This is a genomic window from Trabulsiella guamensis ATCC 49490 (assembly GCF_000734965.1).
GTDB classification, from domain to species: domain Bacteria; phylum Pseudomonadota; class Gammaproteobacteria; order Enterobacterales; family Enterobacteriaceae; genus Trabulsiella; species Trabulsiella guamensis.
The window spans coordinates 1-17,406 of sequence record NZ_JMTB01000006.1 but is presented as its reverse complement, the minus strand read 5'-3'; the positions used below and the strand labels follow the sequence as shown (position 1 = coordinate 17,406).

17 protein-coding genes are annotated in these 17,406 nt (G+C 54.3%); 1 reads left to right on the top strand and 16 read right to left on the bottom strand.

Features of this window, described 5'->3' with window-relative positions; all coding sequences use genetic code 11:
- Window positions 1–7: 7 nt before the first annotated feature.
- From cheZ to flhD, 12 genes are all read right to left on the bottom strand, one after another.
- A complete protein-coding gene (gene cheZ / locus GTGU_RS00625; protein ID WP_038153429.1) occupies window positions 8–652 on the bottom strand; it encodes a protein phosphatase CheZ in 645 nt (214 codons plus the stop codon).
- 16 nt (window positions 653–668) lie between these two features.
- The gene (cheY, locus tag GTGU_RS00620; RefSeq protein ID WP_038153394.1) at window positions 669–1,058 is read right to left on the bottom strand and encodes a chemotaxis response regulator CheY; all 390 of its coding nucleotides are present in this window, start codon (window positions 1,056–1,058) and stop codon (window positions 669–671) included.
- Between the two features lie 15 nt (window positions 1,059–1,073).
- Window positions 1,074–2,123, bottom strand: coding sequence for a protein-glutamate methylesterase/protein-glutamine glutaminase (locus tag GTGU_RS00615; RefSeq protein WP_038153392.1), 1,050 nt, complete (start codon window positions 2,121–2,123; stop codon window positions 1,074–1,076).
- Window positions 2,120–2,989: a protein-glutamate O-methyltransferase CheR gene (gene cheR, locus GTGU_RS00610; protein ID WP_038153390.1), complete on the bottom strand. Its 870-nt coding sequence runs from the start codon at window positions 2,987–2,989 to the stop codon at window positions 2,120–2,122. The genes GTGU_RS00615 and cheR overlap by 4 nt, the downstream gene beginning before the upstream one ends.
- Before the next feature lie 19 nt (window positions 2,990–3,008).
- A complete protein-coding gene (tap, locus tag GTGU_RS00605) occupies window positions 3,009–4,607 on the bottom strand; it encodes a methyl-accepting chemotaxis protein IV (RefSeq protein ID WP_038153388.1) in 1,599 nt (532 codons plus the stop codon).
- 37 nt (window positions 4,608–4,644) lie between these two features.
- Window positions 4,645–6,303, bottom strand: a complete 1,659-nt coding sequence (tar, locus tag GTGU_RS00600; protein ID WP_038153386.1) for a methyl-accepting chemotaxis protein II — start codon at window positions 6,301–6,303, stop codon at window positions 4,645–4,647.
- Between the two features lie 162 nt (window positions 6,304–6,465).
- The gene (gene cheW, locus GTGU_RS00595; protein ID WP_038153385.1) at window positions 6,466–6,969 is read right to left on the bottom strand and encodes a chemotaxis protein CheW; all 504 of its coding nucleotides are present in this window, start codon (window positions 6,967–6,969) and stop codon (window positions 6,466–6,468) included.
- A gap of 20 nt (window positions 6,970–6,989) precedes the next feature.
- Window positions 6,990–9,035, bottom strand: coding sequence for a chemotaxis protein CheA (cheA, locus tag GTGU_RS00590; protein WP_038153382.1), 2,046 nt, complete (start codon window positions 9,033–9,035; stop codon window positions 6,990–6,992).
- 4 nt (window positions 9,036–9,039) lie between these two features.
- Window positions 9,040–9,966 carry a flagellar motor protein MotB gene (gene motB, locus GTGU_RS00585; RefSeq protein ID WP_038153379.1) on the bottom strand — a complete coding sequence of 309 codons (927 nt, stop codon included), beginning with the start codon at window positions 9,964–9,966 and terminating at the stop codon, window positions 9,040–9,042.
- Window positions 9,963–10,859 (bottom strand): flagellar motor stator protein MotA, encoded by an 897-nt coding sequence (gene motA / locus GTGU_RS00580; RefSeq protein WP_038153377.1) that lies wholly within the window; start codon window positions 10,857–10,859, stop codon window positions 9,963–9,965. The genes motB and motA overlap by 4 nt, the downstream gene beginning before the upstream one ends.
- Before the next feature lie 126 nt (window positions 10,860–10,985).
- Window positions 10,986–11,570, bottom strand: a complete 585-nt coding sequence (gene flhC / locus GTGU_RS00575) for a flagellar transcriptional regulator FlhC (protein WP_192901444.1) — start codon at window positions 11,568–11,570, stop codon at window positions 10,986–10,988.
- Window positions 11,567–11,917: a flagellar transcriptional regulator FlhD gene (gene flhD, locus GTGU_RS00570; RefSeq protein ID WP_038153372.1), complete on the bottom strand. Its 351-nt coding sequence runs from the start codon at window positions 11,915–11,917 to the stop codon at window positions 11,567–11,569. Before flhD ends, flhC begins: the two co-directional genes overlap by 4 nt.
- Window positions 11,918–12,709: 792 nt before the next feature.
- On the opposite strand from flhD, the gene uspC reads away from it, so the two are divergent.
- A complete protein-coding gene (uspC, locus tag GTGU_RS00565) occupies window positions 12,710–13,147 on the top strand; it encodes a universal stress protein UspC (protein WP_038153370.1) in 438 nt (145 codons plus the stop codon).
- A 35-nt stretch (window positions 13,148–13,182) separates the two neighbouring features.
- Here the strand turns inward: uspC and otsA are convergent, their stop codons facing one another.
- From otsA to GTGU_RS00545, 4 genes are all read right to left on the bottom strand, one after another.
- On the bottom strand, window positions 13,183–14,607 hold the full coding sequence (gene otsA / locus GTGU_RS00560) for an alpha,alpha-trehalose-phosphate synthase (RefSeq protein ID WP_038153368.1): 1,425 nt from the start codon (window positions 14,605–14,607) through the stop codon (window positions 13,183–13,185).
- Window positions 14,582–15,379 carry a trehalose-phosphatase gene (otsB, locus tag GTGU_RS00555; RefSeq protein WP_038153367.1) on the bottom strand — a complete coding sequence of 266 codons (798 nt, stop codon included), beginning with the start codon at window positions 15,377–15,379 and terminating at the stop codon, window positions 14,582–14,584. Before otsB ends, otsA begins: the two co-directional genes overlap by 26 nt.
- A 160-nt stretch (window positions 15,380–15,539) precedes the next feature.
- Window positions 15,540–16,520 (bottom strand): arabinose ABC transporter permease AraH, encoded by a 981-nt coding sequence (gene araH, locus GTGU_RS00550; RefSeq protein WP_038153365.1) that lies wholly within the window; start codon window positions 16,518–16,520, stop codon window positions 15,540–15,542.
- A gap of 12 nt (window positions 16,521–16,532) precedes the next feature.
- Window positions 16,533–17,406 (bottom strand): ATP-binding cassette domain-containing protein (locus GTGU_RS00545; RefSeq protein ID WP_038153363.1); only part of this gene is annotated, 874 nt, incomplete at its 5' end.

Sequence of the window (17,406 nt, the reverse complement as noted above, 5' to 3'; positions counted from 1 at the left end):
CTGTCTGTCAGAAACCAAGGCTGTCGAGCAGGTCGTCAACCTGATCCTGGCTTGCCACCACGCCGGCTTTGGTGGTGTCCATTTGCGGGCCATTAAGCAGACTCTCGCTTTCGCGTTTGGTACGTGCAGGTTGATCCGGCATATTTTCCAGCAGCACCATCAGGAGCTGGCGTTCAATTTCCTGGATCACATCCATCATGCGCTTAATGACCTGTCCGGTCAGATCCTGAAAATCCTGCGCCATCATAATTTCCAACAACTGGGCGTTGGTAAAACTGGTGTGCTGCGGGACATCCGCCAGATACTTGCGCGTATCGGTGACCAGTTCGCGGGCGTCAGCCAGCTCAATCGGGTTTTCGAACCATTCGTCCCAGCGTCCGGACAGCGCTTTGGCGTCCTTTTCCATCTGGTTCTGGTGAGGTTGCGAAAGCTCGACGCAGTTCAGCGCGCGCTCCGCCGCCTGGGCGGTCATCTGAACAACGTAGTCCAGACGGTCACGGGCATCCGGGATCGCCTCTGCCGCTTCGGCAATGGCCTGATCCAGCCCAAGTTCACGCAGGCTGTCGCGCAGCATGCGGGTCAGACTCCCGATGCGCGCGATAATATCTGCAGCGGAATGTTCTTCTCCTGGTTTCATCGCGGGTTTCGTCATCGTCATCGTCTCGTCCTCACATGCCGAGTTTCTCGAAGATTTTGTTGAGCTTCTCTTCCAGGGTCGCTGCGGTGAACGGCTTCACAACATAGCCACTGGCACCGGCCTGGGCAGCCGCAATGATGTTTTCTTTCTTGGCTTCTGCGGTTACCATCAGCACCGGCATGTTCGCCATTGTGCCGTCAGCACGAATGGTTTTCAGCAGGTCAAGGCCATCCATGTTTGGCATGTTCCAGTCAGAGATAACAAAGTCAAAGCCACCCGCCTGCAGCTTGTTCAGTGCGTCAACGCCGTCTTCTGCTTCTTCAACGTTGTTGAAACCCAGCTCTTTCAGCAGGTTGCGCACGATCCGACGCATGGTGGAAAAGTCATCCACAACCAGAAACCTAAGCTCTTTATCCGCCATAAAACTCCACTCCTCTTAAATACGTATTGCCTGTCCGGCACTGATTTTCGCCAGCATCTGCTGGCTTACCTGGCTGAGATCGACCACTTCGCTAACGCCACCCATGTTGATAGCTTCGCGCGGCATGCCGAACACCACACAACTTGCTTCATTTTGCGCAATTGTCCAGGCACCAGCCTGGTGCATTGCTGACATGCCAGCAGCACCATCGTTGCCCATCCCGGTGAGGATCACCCCCACTGCGTTGCGCCCCGCATGTTTCGCTACTGAATGAAACAGCACATCAACCGCCGGACGATGCCGGTTAACCGGCGGTCCGTCGTGAATTTTGATTTGATAGTTCGCCCCGCTGCGCGCCAGTTCCATGTGTTTATCGCCCGGTGCGATGTATGCATGACCCGGCAAAACACGCTCGCCGTCTTCTGCCTCTTTTACGGTTATCTGGCACAGTTTGTTCAGCCGCTCCGCAAACGAGCGGGTAAATCCCGGTGGCATGTGCTGAGTTATCAGGATCGCCGGGCTGGTCAGCGGCATCGGTTGCAGAACGTGGCGAATCGCTTCGGTGCCCCCGGTTGAGGCACCAATGGCGATCAGCTTTTCTGAACTGAGCAATGGCCCCGCCTTTAAGGTGGCCGGCGCCGCCATCGATTTATGGGTGATCACCTGCGCCCGCGACGCCGCTCGCACTTTTTCTGCAATCATTTCGCTGTAAGCCAGCATCCCTTCACGGATACCGAGCTGCGGTTTGGTCACGAAATCTATCGCACCCAACTCCAGTGCCCGCAACGTCACTTCTGATCCTTTGCCGGTCAGTGATGACACCATGACTACCGGCATCGGACGCAAACGCATCAGCTTTTCAAGGAAGTCCAGACCGTCCATGCGCGGCATTTCGACATCCAGTGTCAAAACATCCGGGTTAAATTTTTTGATTAAATCCCGGGCAACCAACGGGTCTGGCGCCGTCGCGACCATCTCCATGTCACTGTGACTATTGACAATTTCCGTCATGATCTGGCGCATCAGCGCGGAATCATCAACAGACAACACCCTGATTTTACTCATGCTCTATCCTTACTCAGCGCGTAAACCGTCTGCCCACGCAGGCTAAACTCGCGCACGAGGTGGCTGAAATTCTCCGAATGCCCGGCAAACAGCAGGCCGTCGGGCTTAAGTAATGGGACAAAACGGTGGAGGATCTCCTGCTGCGTCGTTTTGTCGAAATAAATCATTACGTTGCGACAAAAAATCGCATCGAACGGTCCCGGTACGTTGTAGGTTCTGGAGAGCAGGTTCAGCGTGGCAAAATCCACGTAGTTCGCCAGTTCCTGTCGCACCCGCACCAGCCCGGAATGCGGGCCGGTTCCACGCATGAAATAGTTCTGTAGTTGCTGTTGTGACAACATCTTCAGTTCTTCATGGCGGTAAATGCCACTTTGCGCCTTTTGTAGCACCTCGGTGTCGATATCGCTGGCAAACACCCGCCAGCGCCCCGGAGCCGTTCCCAGGGTGTCAGCGAGTGTGATGGCGATGGAATAAGGCTCTTCACCGGTTGATGCCGCCGCACTCCAGACACGATACTCTCCCCCGCGATGGCGGCGAGCATGCTCCGCCAGCGCCGGGAAGTGGTGCGCTTCACGAAAAAACGACGTCAGGTTAGTGGTCAACGAGTTAATAAACGCCTGCCACTCCGCATTATCCGGATGCGATTCCAGCATGCTCAGATAATGACCGAAGTCATCCAGCCCGAGCGCACGCAAACGCCGCACCAGGCGGTTGTAAACCATATCGCGCTTGTGATCTGCCAGCACAATACCTGCGCGCTGGTAGATCAGTTGGCATATCCGACGAAACTGCGCGTCGGACAGCGCCAGGCGCTGTGTCATCTGCATAAGTAACGACGATTGCCCTGCGGGCAGAGATGATGTCATAGCGCCTTCTTAATCCTATTCAGGAAACAACAGGTACAGCCTCAGCCATAACGTCTTGCTGAGTCACTTTCCTTTCTTCAATCTCGAACACAGACACCAGTGAGGTAAGGTGATCAGCCTGACTTGCCAGTTGCTCCGTAGCTGCCGCACCCTCTTCCACCAGCGAGGCGTTCTGCTGCGTCACCTGATCCATCTGGCTGACAGCCTGCGCCACCTGCTCAATGCCACGGCGCTGCTCATCAGACGCTGAGGCGATTTCACCCATAATGTCATTCACCTGCGTCACGGAACGCACAATCTCCTGCATTGTGCTGGCGGCCATATCCACTCGCTCCGAGCCTTCCTGCACGCGCGATACAGACTCCTCGATCAGCGTTTTAATCTCTTTTGCTGCCTGAGCGCTTCGGCTGGCCAGGTTACGCACTTCCCCGGCAACGACCGCGAAACCACGCCCCTGTTCCCCTGCACGCGCCGCTTCCACCGCCGCGTTCAACGCCAGAATGTTGGTCTGAAAAGCAATGCCGTCGATCACGTTGATAATGTCGCCAATCTTGCGCGAACTGTTGGCGATATCCTGCATCGTCTCAGCGACGTGCGACGTCTGCTGGCCGCCACGCTTAGCGGTGTCTGCCGCGCTGCTGGCGAGTGTTGATGCCTGCCGGGCGTTATCGGCGTTCTGTCCGACAGTCGCCGTCAGTTGTTCCATACTGGCCGCGGTTTGCGCCAGCGATGCTGCCTGCTGTTCAGTACGTGAAGACAGGTCGTTGTTCCCTGCGGCGATTTCCGAAATACCGGTATGCATCGCGTAGCTGCCTTCCCGCACCTGGCTGACCGTATCGCGTAACGCGCTCTGCATCGCTTTGAGTCCGGCAAAAATCGCTGAAATCTCGTTTTTGCCATACACCGCAATCGGTCGTGCAAGATTGCCCCTGGCGATGCTTTCAAAGTGGCTGCTGATGATGGTCAACGGAATGACAATCATCTTGCGCGCCCACCACAACGAGGCGGTAGTCACCAGTGCCGCCAGCACCACCACGAGAATGAAACCCATGGCAGAGCGGTGATAGTTGTTCTCCCCTTCACGTCCGGCATTCTCTACAAACCGATTGATGTGGTTCTGCCAGGCATTGAAGTTGGCATCAAACGCAGCCTGCGATTTATCCACTGGCGCGGTCATAAAGTCAGAGAGTTGGTTGTTCTCAAGCCACGTCACCTGATGCTGAAGATCGTCGTGCCACTGACGGTAGGTGACTTGCGACCCTTCCATCAATTTCTGGCCTTCTGCGTTCATCGCCGGAACGGCAATAAACGCTTTTAACAATCTGTCAGACTCCTGCAGAGCGGCATGGGCGCTGGCGATCAGCGCCTTGATGTCATCCTGCGGGTAGCTCAGCGCCGTCAGCGTGCCGGCTTTATTCAGCGCAGAACTGGCCTGAAGCAGCACCGAACGCATTTGCGCCAGCTGAGTGCGCTGGGTATTGCTATGCGCGACCTGTTGTAAATCGTGAAATCCGTCACGAAACGCCCAGAAAGACAGTCCGTTGCTCCCCACCTGTAACAAACCGCAAATAATCAAAATCAAAAACAGCGTGGTCGAGATACGAATTCGATTGAACATCCCCACTCCCGATTAACGGCAAAGTGCCGCGAAGAAATTAAAAGGTTTCCCAGTTATCGTCGCCTCCCGCCGAAGCGGTACGCTGACGTAAAATCACCGGTGCTGCATCCGGCTGCACCGTTCTGCCGACGGTTTTCTGACCTTTTTCATTAATTCGGAAGGCGGAGACAGCCTGCGTCAAACGGCTGGCCTGCTCTTCCAGTGCCGCTGCGGCAGCAGCGGATTCCTGCACCAGCGAGGCGTTTTGCTGGGTGACTCTATCCATTTCAGATACCGCCAGCGCCACCTGATCGATACCGCGACTCTGTTCGTCAGATGCCGAGGAGATTTCGCCCATGATGTCAGTGACGCGGGTGACGGCATTGACGACTTCACGCATGGTTTCACCCGCGCTTTCCACCAGCACCGAGCCGGTGTCGACGCGCGATACAGAGTCGTCAATCAATGCTTTAATCTCTTTCGCGGCCTGTGCGCTGCGGCTGGCCAGGTTGCGGACTTCACCCGCCACGACTGCAAAGCCACGGCCCTGCTCACCCGCGCGGGCCGCTTCGACGGCGGCGTTCAGTGCGAGGATGTTTGTCTGGAAGGCAATACCGTCAATAACGCTGGTAATATCGGAGATTTTCTGTGAACTGGCGGCAATGTCGTGCATCGTGGTGACCACGCCGTCCACTACTTTGCCACCGCGCTCAGCGGTATCAGATGCACTTTTCGCCAGATGTGAAGCCTGACGAGCATTATCAGCGTTCTGCTTCACCGTCGCCGTCAGTTGTTCCATGCTGGCGGCGGTCTCTTCCAGTGCGGACGCCTGTTGCTCGGTACGGGACGAGAGATCACTATTGCCCATCGCGATTTCGCTGGTGCCGGTGTAAATGGCGTCCGTCCCTTCCCGAACACGAGTAACAGTATCAATCAGTGAGAGCTGCATGTGGTTGACAGTGCCTGCCAGCTCGGCAATTTCATTGCGTCCGGCAATCGCCAGCGACGAGGTCAGATTACCTTCAGCGATTTGCCGCAGATGGTTCATCACTTTCGCCAGCGGAAGTAGCAGGATGTGGCGGATCCCAAACCACACCGCCCCCAGTACCAGGACCACCACCACTGCGATGATCGCCATTTGCCACTGCGCAAACCGGTAATCTTTCCCGCTGGTGGTAAACGCCTGCTGGTAAAGTGCCTCGCTCTGCGCTGCATACTGACTCATCGCCTCACCCAGCGCGTTTTGCATCCCCTGAGTTGGCTGGGCGAAATAGGCGTCCATCTTGCCGTTGTCGAGGAAGCTAATCAGCTCCGTCAGTCCGGCGAAATATTTCTGATAGCTGTCGTCAACACGTTGTGTGACATCCGCCATCGCGGCTTCCGGCGTCGCCTGTCTGAAGGCGTCGTAATGCTTCGCCGCCTCTGCCAGTGTCAGTTTGGCGTTTTTCAGCAGGTCGGTTTTGGCGCTGCTCTGCTGATTTGCAGCGTCCATCATCATACGGGCAGATGAACGGCTCAGGTTAATACGGGTTTGCAGCATCAGCTCCCAGGTTTTGCTGAGCTCAGTTTGCTGGGTACGCAGTTCGTTAGAAAGCACGAAACTCTGCTGGTTTTGCTGTAAGGAAGAAAATAAAAAGCCACCAGAAAGCAGCTGAAGAAGTGCGAAGACGACCAGCACCAACATCAGCAGCGTGACAACGCGGATACGGTTCAACATACAACACCTTCTTAATTATTCATTTACAGGGTTATCGGCATTTGCAGGGAGAACTTTAAAGGGGAGAGAGAGGAAAATTGCGCTTTGGTCATCTTTCTGTTGAGGACGGTGTATAACGCAAAACGCCTCCGTTTCCGGAGGCGTGACAGAAGCGAGGGCTTATCAGGCGACGTGTGCAGCCGCGTTATCCAGCAGCGCCATTTCTTCGCTGTTCAGCAGTTTTTCGATGTTAACCAAAATCAACATGCGATCGCCCAGCGCGCCGAGACCGGTAAGGTACTCGGTTGAGAGCGTGACCGCAAATTCCGGTGCCGGACGGATCTGCTCTGAGGCCAGCGACAACACGTCAGAGACGCCATCAACCACAATCCCCACGACACGCTGGTTGAGGTTGAGCACGATCACCACCGTGTTCTCATCATACTCGACTTCCTGCTGGCTGAACTTCACACGCAGATCGACGATAGGCACAATCACGCCGCGCAGGTTGGTTACGCCTTTGATGAATGTCGGCGTGTTCGCGATACGCGTGACCTGATCATAGCCACGGATCTCCTGCACTTTCAGGATATCAATGCCGTACTCTTCATCACCCAGTGTGAAGACCAAAAACTCCTGGCCCGTTGGCTCACCCGCCAGTTTTGCTACAGTGCTCATACCGGTCATGTTATTACCTTTTATCTCAATCAGGCGGCGGTGTTCGCCACGCGTTGTTCACGATTTATCCCTTGCAGCGCTGAGACATCAACAATCAGCGCTACGCTGCCATCGCCGAGAATAGTGGCCGCAGAAATGCCCGGCACTTTGCGATAGTTGCTTTCGAGGTTTTTCACCACCACCTGATGCTGGCCGATCAGTTGATCCACCAGCAGCGCATAGCGACGACCAGCGCTTTGTAGGATCACCACAATCCCCTGCGTCGGTTCGGTGTTGGCGCCCTCGACGTCGAACACTTTCCACAGTTCGACCAGCGGCAGATACTCGCCGCGCACTTCCAGTACGCGTTCGCCGCCTGCCAGCGGATGCAGATCTTCTTCACGCGGCTGCAGGGACTCCATTACCGCATTCAGCGGCAGAATAAAGACTTCACCGCTGACTTTGACCGACATCCCGTCGAGGATGGCGAGTGTCAACGGCAGTAAAATACGGATGGTGGTGCCGGCCCCTTGTCTGGACTGAATTTCAACGTGGCCACCCATCTCCTGGATGTTACGTTTCACCACGTCCATCCCCACGCCACGGCCCGAAACGTCGGTCACCTGTTCGGCGGTTGAGAAGCCTGGGGCGAAAATCAGCATGCCGACTTCTTCATCGGTCATGTTGTCGTGCACCGCCATCCCCTGGGAAATCGCTTTGGCGAGGATACGTTCACGGTTCAGCCCGGCGCCATCGTCAGTGACTTCAATACAGATATTGCCACCCTGATGTTCAGCGGAGAGGATCAGGTTGCCGACCGCCGATTTTCCGGCTGCGACGCGCGCTTCCGGCAGTTCAATACCGTGGTCGAGACTGTTACGCACCAGGTGCGTTAACGGGTCGATGATGCGTTCGATCAGACTCTTGTCAAGTTCGGTCGAGCTGCCCATCTGGGTCAGTTCCACCTGTTTGCCGAGTTTGCCGGCAAGGTCACGCACCAGCCGCGGGAAGCGGCTGAAGACGTATTCCATCGGCATCATACGAATCGACATCACCGATTCCTGCAGATCGCGGGCGTTGCGCTGTAACTGCCCCATGCTGGTAATCAGATCGCCATGTTGCACCGGGTCAAGTTCGTTGGAGCGCTGCGCCAGCATTGATTGGGTGATCACCAGCTCACCCACCAGGTTGATCAGCTGATCCACTTTTTCCACTGCCACGCGGATACTGGTCGATTCGCTGGCGCGGGCAGCAGGTTTTTCACGCCCCGGATGGGCAGGCGCCGTCTCTTTGGCGACCGGCTTCAGCACGGGTACGGTGGGCGCGCCCGGTTCAACGGCAGCAACTGCTGTCGCGGCACTCTCATCGGCTGTACTTTCGTCAACTGCGACGACAGCGACCTCGGTAGTGACGGTTTCAAATGCGATCTGATCAGCTTCGATGACGAAGCACAACACCGCCACGACATCGTCCTGATCAACGCTACCGTCCAGCGTTGCCGACAGCGTGTCTTCCGTTTTTTCCACCTGGCTGAGCTGCGCGAGGTTACTCAGCTCTTCCTGAAGCATGTCTGGCTCGCCGGGCTTCAGCCGCGACAGCACGATACGTGTTTTGCCTGCCGGGCCGCCTGTCACGGGCTCAACCTCTTCGGTTTCCACGACGGACAGTTTTGCCCCGTTTGCCGCGACGGAGGCGCTTTCACCTTTTGCCTCCAGCGCCAGCTGACGTAACGCAGTACAAATGTATTCGAAGCTGGCAGCATCAGGTTCTGATGAGCTTTTATAGGCGTCGAGTTGTTCCTGCATAATATCTTTGGTTTCCAAAAACAGGTTGATAATGTCGGTGTTGAGCTGCATCTCACCACGCCGCGCGTCATCAAGCAGGTTTTCCATCAGGTGCGTGGTCTCCTGCAGAATGGTGAACCCGAACGTCCCTGCGCCCCCCTTGATGGAGTGGGCGGCACGGAAAATGGCATTCATCTGTTCGGCGTCGGGCGCTTCAGGAACTAAATCCAGCAGGTGCTGCTCCATATCAGCCAACAATTCGTCGGCCTCATCAAAAAACGTCTGATAAAAATCGCTGATATCCATACTCACGGTATCACCTCTGATCGGGTTGTGGCGATGTGGGACTGGCCGCCGACGGCACTGCCGCAGGCTGCTGTAAAACACTTAATGGTTCATTCTGGCTCTCCGCATTTTCATGCAGGATCGCCTCTTCGGCCTGGTGGTTCAGTACCAGCAGACTGATACGACGGTTAATGGCGTCATCGCCGCCTCGATCGTTAAGGCGCATGGTGTTAGCCATCCCCACCACGCGTAACACTTTGCCATCATCCAGACCGCCTGCGACCAGTTCGCGACGCGAGGAGTTCGCACGGTCGGCGGAGAGTTCCCAGTTGCTGTAGCCGCGTTCGCCAGTAGCATACTGGTAGTCATCGGTATGGCCAGACAGACTGATTTTGTTGGGGATTTCGTTCAGCACCGGCGCGATTTTGCGCAGAATGTCGCGCATGTACGGTTCAACTTCCGCACGGCCAGTTTCAAACATTGGCCGGTTCTGGCTGTCGATAATCTGGATCCGCAGCCCTTCCTGCACGAGATCGATTTTCAGGTGCGGACGCAGCGCCTTGAGTTTCGGGTCGGACTCAATCAGTTGATCGAGCTCACCACGAATTTTCTGCAAGCGGCTCTGCTCCATACGTTTTTTCAGATCGTCGATGTTCGGCTGTTTTGTGACTTCCCCTTTCTGTTGGGTAAAGTCATCGCCGCCGCCCGGGATCGGGCTTTCGCTGTTAGAAACTCGCTGCCCGCCAGTGATCGCAGTGGCCAGTGGCGTACGGAAATATTCGGCTATCTGAATCAACTCCTTCGGACTGGAGATTGAGATCAGCCACATCACGAGGAAGAACGCCATCATCGCCGTCATAAAATCGGCATAAGCGATTTTCCATGAGCCATGGACATGATGATGTCCCTTGTGCTTACGCCGCCTGACGACGACGATGGGATGCGTCTGATTTTTCATGCGTCCTCGGTCGTGGTCTGCGTTTGAGCGGCGTTAGGATTACGCACGGCGCGTACATGTTCTTCCAGTTCGATAAACGACGGCCGTTCGCTGGAGTAGAGCGTTTTACGGCCAAACTCAACGGCAATCGGCGGCGCGTAGCCGTTCAGGTTTGATAACAGGGTGATTTTGACGCACTGCATCATTTTTGTGGTTTCAGCGCTCTTCTGGCGCAGCACGCTGGCGAGTGGCGAGATAAACCCGTAGGCTAACAGAATACCGAGGAATGTCCCGACCATCGCATGGGCGATCAGTGAGCCCAGTTCCGCCGCCGGACGATCAGCAGAGGCCAGTGCGTGAACCACTCCCATAACGGCGGCGACGATACCAAACGCAGGCAGCGAGTCGCCGACCAGCGCCAGGCTGTTGGCCGGCACTTCCGCTTCGCTCTCGTGCGTTTCGATCTCTTCATCCATCAGCGCTTCGATTTCAAAGGTGTTCATGTTGCCGCTGATGATGAGACGCAGGTAGTCGACAATAAAATCGAGCATGATGTTGTCGGCGAGAATGCGCGGGTAGCTGGTGAAAATCTCGCTCTCACGCGGATTTTCGATATCACGTTCCAGCGAGAACATCCCCTGCTGGCGTGATTTGGCCATCAACCGGTACAGCAACGCCAGCAGGTCCATATACATGCTTTTGGTGTACTTTGAACGGCGAAATAGCAGCGGCAGCGCCTTCAGCGTTCCCCTGATCGCTTTGCCGTTGTTACCGACGATAAACGCACCAATACCCGCGCCGGCGATAATAACCAGCTCGGCAGGTTGATAGAGTGCCCCAAGGTGCCCGCCGGTCATGACAAAACCGCCGAAAACAGTACCGATAACCACCAGGTATCCTAATAAGATAAGCACGACATCATCCTTCCACTGTTGACTAAGGCGAGGAGGAGCAGATAAGCGTTGTCCGTCTTCGTTAGGGCAAAAAAAAGCAGCGGTAATCGCTTACCGCTGCTGGAGTGTTTGTCCACACCGATTCGGTTAAACAGCCTGACCTATCTGTTCATCCAGCAGTTGTGAGGTAATATCGGCAGCATCGCTGGAAAGTTTACGTCTTTTTACGGCGCGTGACGGGGGCTGGCACAGACTGCACACGAAGCTTCCCACCGGTTGGTGTGCGTGAGTAATAAAATTTCCACCGCAGCAATTGCAATGTGACAACTCGAGCATTCCGCTCTCCACAAAACGCACTAGCGTCCAGGCGCGGGTTAACGCCAGTAATGGCCCCGTTTCCTGCTGTGGACATTGCTCCAGATAGAGTCGATAGGCTTTGATGACAGCATCCACACCGCTGCAAAGACCTGTTTTCAGCAGATACTGCCAGGCATTACAGAACATTGACGAATGGATGTTTTGTTCCCAGGTCATAAACCAGTCAGTGGAAAATGGAAGCATCCCTTTCGGTGGAGGACTTCCGCGCAATTCTTTGTACAGTTTGATGAGACGACCACGGCTCAGCTGTGTCTCACTTTCCAGCATCTGCAAGCGAGCACCCAGCGTTATCAGTTCCATTGCTAACTGAATATCACGGGCTTCCTGAACAATGCTTTTTTCGCTCATCATCAGGCCCTTTTTTTCTTAGCAGAATCTTCAGCCTGACCGGTTTCTTTCAGTAAGCGGGTAGAGAGGAGGATTCCGGTATGGATCTGTTGAAGGTCGTCGACACGTGATTCTTGTGTCAGTCGAGTGATGGTCTGGTGACTATCGAAGCGGAACTGACACACCAGTTGGTTCGTTTCCGCGAGTTTTACCATTTGCGGAAGGGTGAGCTCCCCAAGCGTTGTTGCCATCTCTTCGTTAATGCCGAGACGGAACATCGCAGAGGCTTTATCCTGACTAATCAAACGCTGTGCAAGTAGCAAATATGACAAGTTGATGTCATAAACATGTTTTAGCAACTCGGATGTATGCATTTTTCCCATCCCGAATAACCAACCATTATTTTATGCGGTGTGACCGCACCCCGTGATGTCGCCGGTAAAAACCCGGTAAAAAATAGAAACGGCCAAAATGCATAGTTGTCTTAGGCGATGGCTTGCCTGACTGTTCTGTTTCTTTCTGCAAGGAAAGATAACGCGTCAATTTTAAACATTTCTTACAAATAACTAAGATTTTTCCTAATTCGACGCAACTGTACTCGTGAGTTCTTACACATACAATGTGGCCTTGCTGAGAATTTGAAATTTTTGTGATCTACGTCACATAATCAAGCTCAATATTAGCAGCAAATCCATCAGAATGCGTTGTCAATTGTTGAAATTTTAGGCATTCCTTACACTTTTCTATTACTAAACTGTGAATAAGCATTTTCTGACATACACTTAAGCCATAAATTAGAGTGAAAAACTACTGCGTGCTGTGATGACAACGATTCAATAATATCGATAGCCGATAAATGCATAATAATAGTCATAAAAACATAATGTTATCCTTTCAGGATTATGAAATTGTTGCGATGCGTAATTATATTTTTTTTGTTAGTTGATCCTGGAAACACGTTATAAAAAGATTATTAAAGGCACCAGTTTTTGTTAAGTTGATCCTTTTTCTTAACAAGGTGAACGTTCACCTTATTCCTGACATAAGAATAATTAATGAATATTCAGAAGACGCTCACATTTCTGTATTAGCACAGCCCTTGCATGGACTGGCGAAACGGAGTAAAGAGGGACAAGGGGTAGTTTTGCGTATCACAAGGAGTCCCGATGCCGTACTCGCACCTTTTAGTCGCCGTCGCCCCGACGCCGGAAAGTCGCATTCTTGTCGACAAGGCGGTGTCTATCGCCCGTCCTGTACAGGCAAAAATTAGCCTGATCACATTTGCCGCTGATCCGGAAATGTACAATCAGCTCGCCGCGCCGATGATGGAAAATCTGCGAGAGCTGATGCAGGAGGAGACCAAGGAATTTCTCGCTGAATTGATTCAGCACATGAATTACCCTGTCGAAGAAGCAGTTATCGCCTCCGGGGAATTGGGTGAACACGTCAAGCATTTTTGCCAGAAGAAAAAAGTCGATCTGGTACTTTGCGGTAATCACAACAAAAGCTTTTTCTCCCGCGCGACCTGCTCGGCCAAAACGGTGGTCGGCAACAGCGGCGTCGATGTGCTATTAATTTCGCTGGAAAAAGAGCAGGCAAGATGATGCGCGCCACGAGGGCGCGCAGGGTGTGGATACCGTCAGGCCAGTTTTGGGAAAGTCGCCACTTTGTCGCGCAGGCGGCTCTCTTCACTGCGCGGCGTTATCTGCTTTAGATCGCTAATAAAGCGTTCCTGCCAGTGGTCGATGTCATTTTCTCGGATCACCGCTTCCATCTCAGCATGACGGGCGATACGCTCAGCAAGTGGCATGGATAATGCTCTGTCGAGTGCCGCCGCCACATCATCGCGATCATAAGGATTGACGATCAGCGCCGAAGTCAGTTCGTTAGCCGCCCCGGCAAACTGTGACAGGACCAGCACGCCAGGATTCGCCGGATCCTGTGCCGCAACAAACTCTTTCGCCACCAGATTCATGCCGTCACGCAGTGGCGTCACCAGTCCGACGTCAGAGTAGCGGAACACTTTCATTAAGAGTTTTCGGTCAAAGTGCTGATTCAGGTAATAAAGCGGCGTCCAGCCAAGCTGACCATACTGACCGTTAATCCGCCCCGCCGCCGTTTCCAGCTGATGGCGGATATCCTGATAGGCCTGAACATCACCGCGCGAAGTGGGCGCAATCTGCGTATAACGGATCTTACCGTGATGCTGCGGATACTTCTCCAGCAGCGTTTCGTAGGCCTGAAAACGCTCCGGAAGCCCTTTCGAATAATCCAGGCGTTCGACGGAAAAGATATTTTTCAGCCCTTTCAGTTCGTTCTTCAGTTGCGCCAGCTTCGGCGGCAACGGACCACTTGCCTGACGGGCAATCTCCTTCGGTTCGATACCAATCGGATATACTTCGGTACTGAACGCTTTCCCCCACGCCCGGTGCGCGTGACCGTCGTGCGTCGTCAGGCGGGTTTGCGCCTTTATACACTCAAGGAAAGCCAGGCGGTCGTTTTCCGTCTGGAAACCAAGCAGGTCGTAATCACAGAGCTGCTCCAGCAGTTCGGCATGTGGTGGCAGCGCGTTAAAGATTTCCGGCGTCGGGAACGGAATATGTAAAAAGAAACCGATACGGTTATTCACGCCGCGCTTTCGCAACTCGCTTGCAAAGGGCAACAGATGGTAATCGTGGATCCACAGAATGTCGTCCGGTTCAATCAGTGGCAGCAGTTTATCAGCGATCAGCGAATTAACCCGCTGATACCCTTCCCAGGCTTCGCGCTGAAAATCGACCAGGTCCAGGCGGTAGTGAAACGCGGGCCATAACACGGCGTTGGAGAACTGGTTGTAATAGAGATCGTGACTCTCCTCGCTAAGATTAAATGACGCCCAGGTAATGTTACCGCGGGTGATCTTTTTTAGCGGCGCGTCTTCATCACCGATGTCGCCACTCCAGCCAAACCATAATCCCCCGGTAGATTTCAGGGCACCAAGCACACCGACCGCAAGACCACCGGCGCTGCCTTTTTTATCGTCTGGCGATGCGACACGATTAGATACTACGACTAAGCGACTCATAGCCATCCCTCCTGTCAGTTAGCGTATGTTGCTGGGTATCCACCACGGTTTTCAGCCACTGGTGAACGTGCGGGACACTCGCCAGACGACATTTCGCCAGCGTCTCCCCCTCGCCCACTTTCACTGAAACTCCCCCCAGTTTATTGACCACATCGAAACCGCTCTCATCAGTCAAGTCATCACCGACAAACACCGGCTGACGACCAATAAAGGGCGCTTCCTGTAAAAAGGCCGTAATGGCAGCACCTTTATTTACGCCTTTAGGTTTAATCTCCACCACACATTTCCCCGGCTGTAACGCCAGTTGCGGGTAACGTGCCACAATGTCCTGTGCCAGGTCGATAATCGCCGCTTCATGTTGCGGGGCGCGGCGATAATGCAAGGCGAATGCCATCCCCTTGCTCTCCAGTTCACTGCCCTGTAACGACGCCAGCGCCTGCCTGAGGGTCTCCTCAAGCGTACTGACCAGCGAGTCAGGAAGGGTCAGAATATGCCGCTGATCATTGATATCACGACGTTCCGCCCCGTGAACCCCGGCAAGCGGGAAACGGTAAGGTTTGACGAGTGCGTCCAGCTCGTCCATCGAGCGCCCTGAAATCAATGCCACGGCACCATTTTGCTGTTCAGCAAGCTGATGCAGCGAAAGGCGAACATCGGTAGGAATAGCAACCTGGTCAGGATGGGGTTTAATCTCTGCAAGCGTTCCATCAAGGTCAAAGAAAAATGCCAGATTTCCGGTCAGATCAGGCGGTACTGTGAGCAGTTTATCCACCCTTTGTCCTCCTTTTTTACAGCCAACGGCTTCTTGTTAATCAAAAGTTAGCAGTATAAGTATAGACAGTGTGACCGCCCTCGCCATTTTCAAATGAAAACGCCAGTGGAATTACCCACTGGCGAGACGGAGGAAGTACACTTAAAGGTTAGGGCAGGAATTACGCCGTACGTTTCGCTTTTTGTTTGTAGCGGTCGAAGATCACCGCGGCCAGCAGTATCAAACCACGCACCACATACTGCGAGAACGGCGAAATGTTCAGCAGGTTCATCGCGTTTTCCACTGTGCCCAGAATCAGGATCCCGGCAACGACATATGAGATTTTCCCAATCCCGCCTTTCAGAGAAACGCCACCCAGCACACAAGCCGAAATGACGATCAGCTCATAGCCAATGGATGTCATTGGCTGGCCGCTGGTCATACGCGAAGCAAGAATGATCCCCGCTGCCGCAGACACCAGGCCGGAGAGCACAAAGATGATGATCTTGGTGCGCACCACGGGCACACCCGCGAGCCGCGCCGCATCTTCATTACCACCAATCGCCAGCGTATTGCGGCCAAAGGTGGTTTTATTGAGCAGCAGGCCAAAAATCACCAGGCATACCACTGTCAGCCAGATAGGCGCTGGCAGACCGAACCAGTTTGCGTAACCCAGAGTAAAGAAGCGCTCGTCTTCGATCCCCACCGCTTTTCCGTCAGAGATAATATAGGCCAGACCACGGACAATTTGCATGGTGGCAAGGGTGGTGATCAGGGCGTTGATTTTCAGCCGGGCGATGACAAAGCCGTTGACCAGACCACTCAGCACGCCGAGCAGCAGACCGGCAGAGACACCGATCCACAGGCTTTCGGTCATATTAATCACCACCGCCGTGGTGACCCCGGCGCAGGCAATCACCGAGGCGACGGACAGGTCAAAATCACCGGAAGCGAGGCAAAACAGCATACCGCACGCCACCATACCGGACATGGAGATCGCCAGTCCCAGCCCTTTCATATTGATAAACGTGGCGAAGTTGGGAACAAATATCGCGCAGCCAATAAACAGGACGGCGAACACCACCAGCATGCCGTACTGATCCCAGATGCGGCCAAAGCTGAACGACTTCTGGGTTGCGCCGGATGTAGTAACAGATGACATCATAGACTCCTCTCAGGCGACCGCCTGGCTGACTTTAGGCATCGCAAGGCTTAGCGCCTGCTGTTCATTGGCGTTTTCATGCAGCAACTCACCGGCGATTTCACCCTCGCGCATCACCACGATACGGTCGGCGACGCCAATCACTTCCGGCAAATCGCTTGAGGCAAAGAGCACCGCCACGCCGGACGCCGCCAGCGCATAGATAACGTTATAGATTTCGTGTTTAGCCCCGACGTCGATGCCGCGGGTCGGCTCGTCGAGCAAAATGACTTTCATCTCTTCAGAGAGCCAGCGGCCAAGAATCGCTTTCTGCTGATTGCCGCCGGACAGATTCATGATCAACTGTTCTGCGCCAGGCGTTTTAATATTCAACGACTGAATATGGTGTTCGGCATTCTGCACTTCCCAGCGATTGTTGATCACGCAGCCGCCCAGAATATGTTTGCGTCTGGCGCTGATATTAATGTTGTCACGCACAGAGTGAACGGGAATGATCCCCTCCGCTTTGCGATCTTCCGGGCAAAGCATCATGCCTGCGCTAATGGCCTGCGCCGGTTTGGTGATGTTCACCGGCTCGCCGTCAATCCACACCTGACCGCCGGTAATGCGCGTGCCGCCGAACAGCCCTTTCATCAGTTCGCTGCGCCCTGCGCCGACCAGGCCAAACAGCCCGACGATTTCGCCACTGCGCACAGAGAGCGAGATCGGCGTACGTACGCCCGGTGCCTGTACCTGTTCCAGCCGCAGTCGCTCTGCGCCATATTCGCGCGGTTGCCAGCCATAAATATCACCGATGTCGCGCCCGACCATCGCCTGCACCAGTACCTCATGATTGACCTGCTGCATGTCGGTAAACGTGCGCACGAAGCGGCCATCTTTAAAGACG

Bases quoted from the DNA above. Each gene is read 5' to 3' on its own strand.
- cheZ (WP_038153429.1), bottom strand. From the start codon at position 652: ATGACGAAACCCGCGATGAAACCAGGAGAAGAACATTCCGCTGCAGAT.
- flhD (WP_038153372.1), bottom strand. From the start codon at position 11,917: ATGCATACATCCGAGTTGCTAAAACATGTTTATGACATCAACTTGTCA.
- cheR (WP_038153390.1), bottom strand. From the start codon at position 2,989: ATGACATCATCTCTGCCCGCAGGGCAATCGTCGTTACTTATGCAGATG.
- uspC (WP_038153370.1), top strand. From the start codon at position 12,710: ATGCCGTACTCGCACCTTTTAGTCGCCGTCGCCCCGACGCCGGAAAGT.
- motB (WP_038153379.1), bottom strand. From the start codon at position 9,966: ATGAAAAATCAGACGCATCCCATCGTCGTCGTCAGGCGGCGTAAGCAC.
- cheY (WP_038153394.1), bottom strand. From the start codon at position 1,058: ATGGCGGATAAAGAGCTTAGGTTTCTGGTTGTGGATGACTTTTCCACC.
- GTGU_RS00615 (WP_038153392.1), bottom strand. From the start codon at position 2,123: ATGAGTAAAATCAGGGTGTTGTCTGTTGATGATTCCGCGCTGATGCGC.
- tap (WP_038153388.1), bottom strand. From the start codon at position 4,607: ATGTTCAATCGAATTCGTATCTCGACCACGCTGTTTTTGATTTTGATT.
- araH (WP_038153365.1), bottom strand. From the start codon at position 16,520: ATGTCATCTGTTACTACATCCGGCGCAACCCAGAAGTCGTTCAGCTTT.
- otsA (WP_038153368.1), bottom strand. From the start codon at position 14,607: ATGAGTCGCTTAGTCGTAGTATCTAATCGTGTCGCATCGCCAGACGAT.
- tar (WP_038153386.1), bottom strand. From the start codon at position 6,303: ATGTTGAACCGTATCCGCGTTGTCACGCTGCTGATGTTGGTGCTGGTC.
- cheW (WP_038153385.1), bottom strand. From the start codon at position 6,969: ATGACCGGTATGAGCACTGTAGCAAAACTGGCGGGTGAGCCAACGGGC.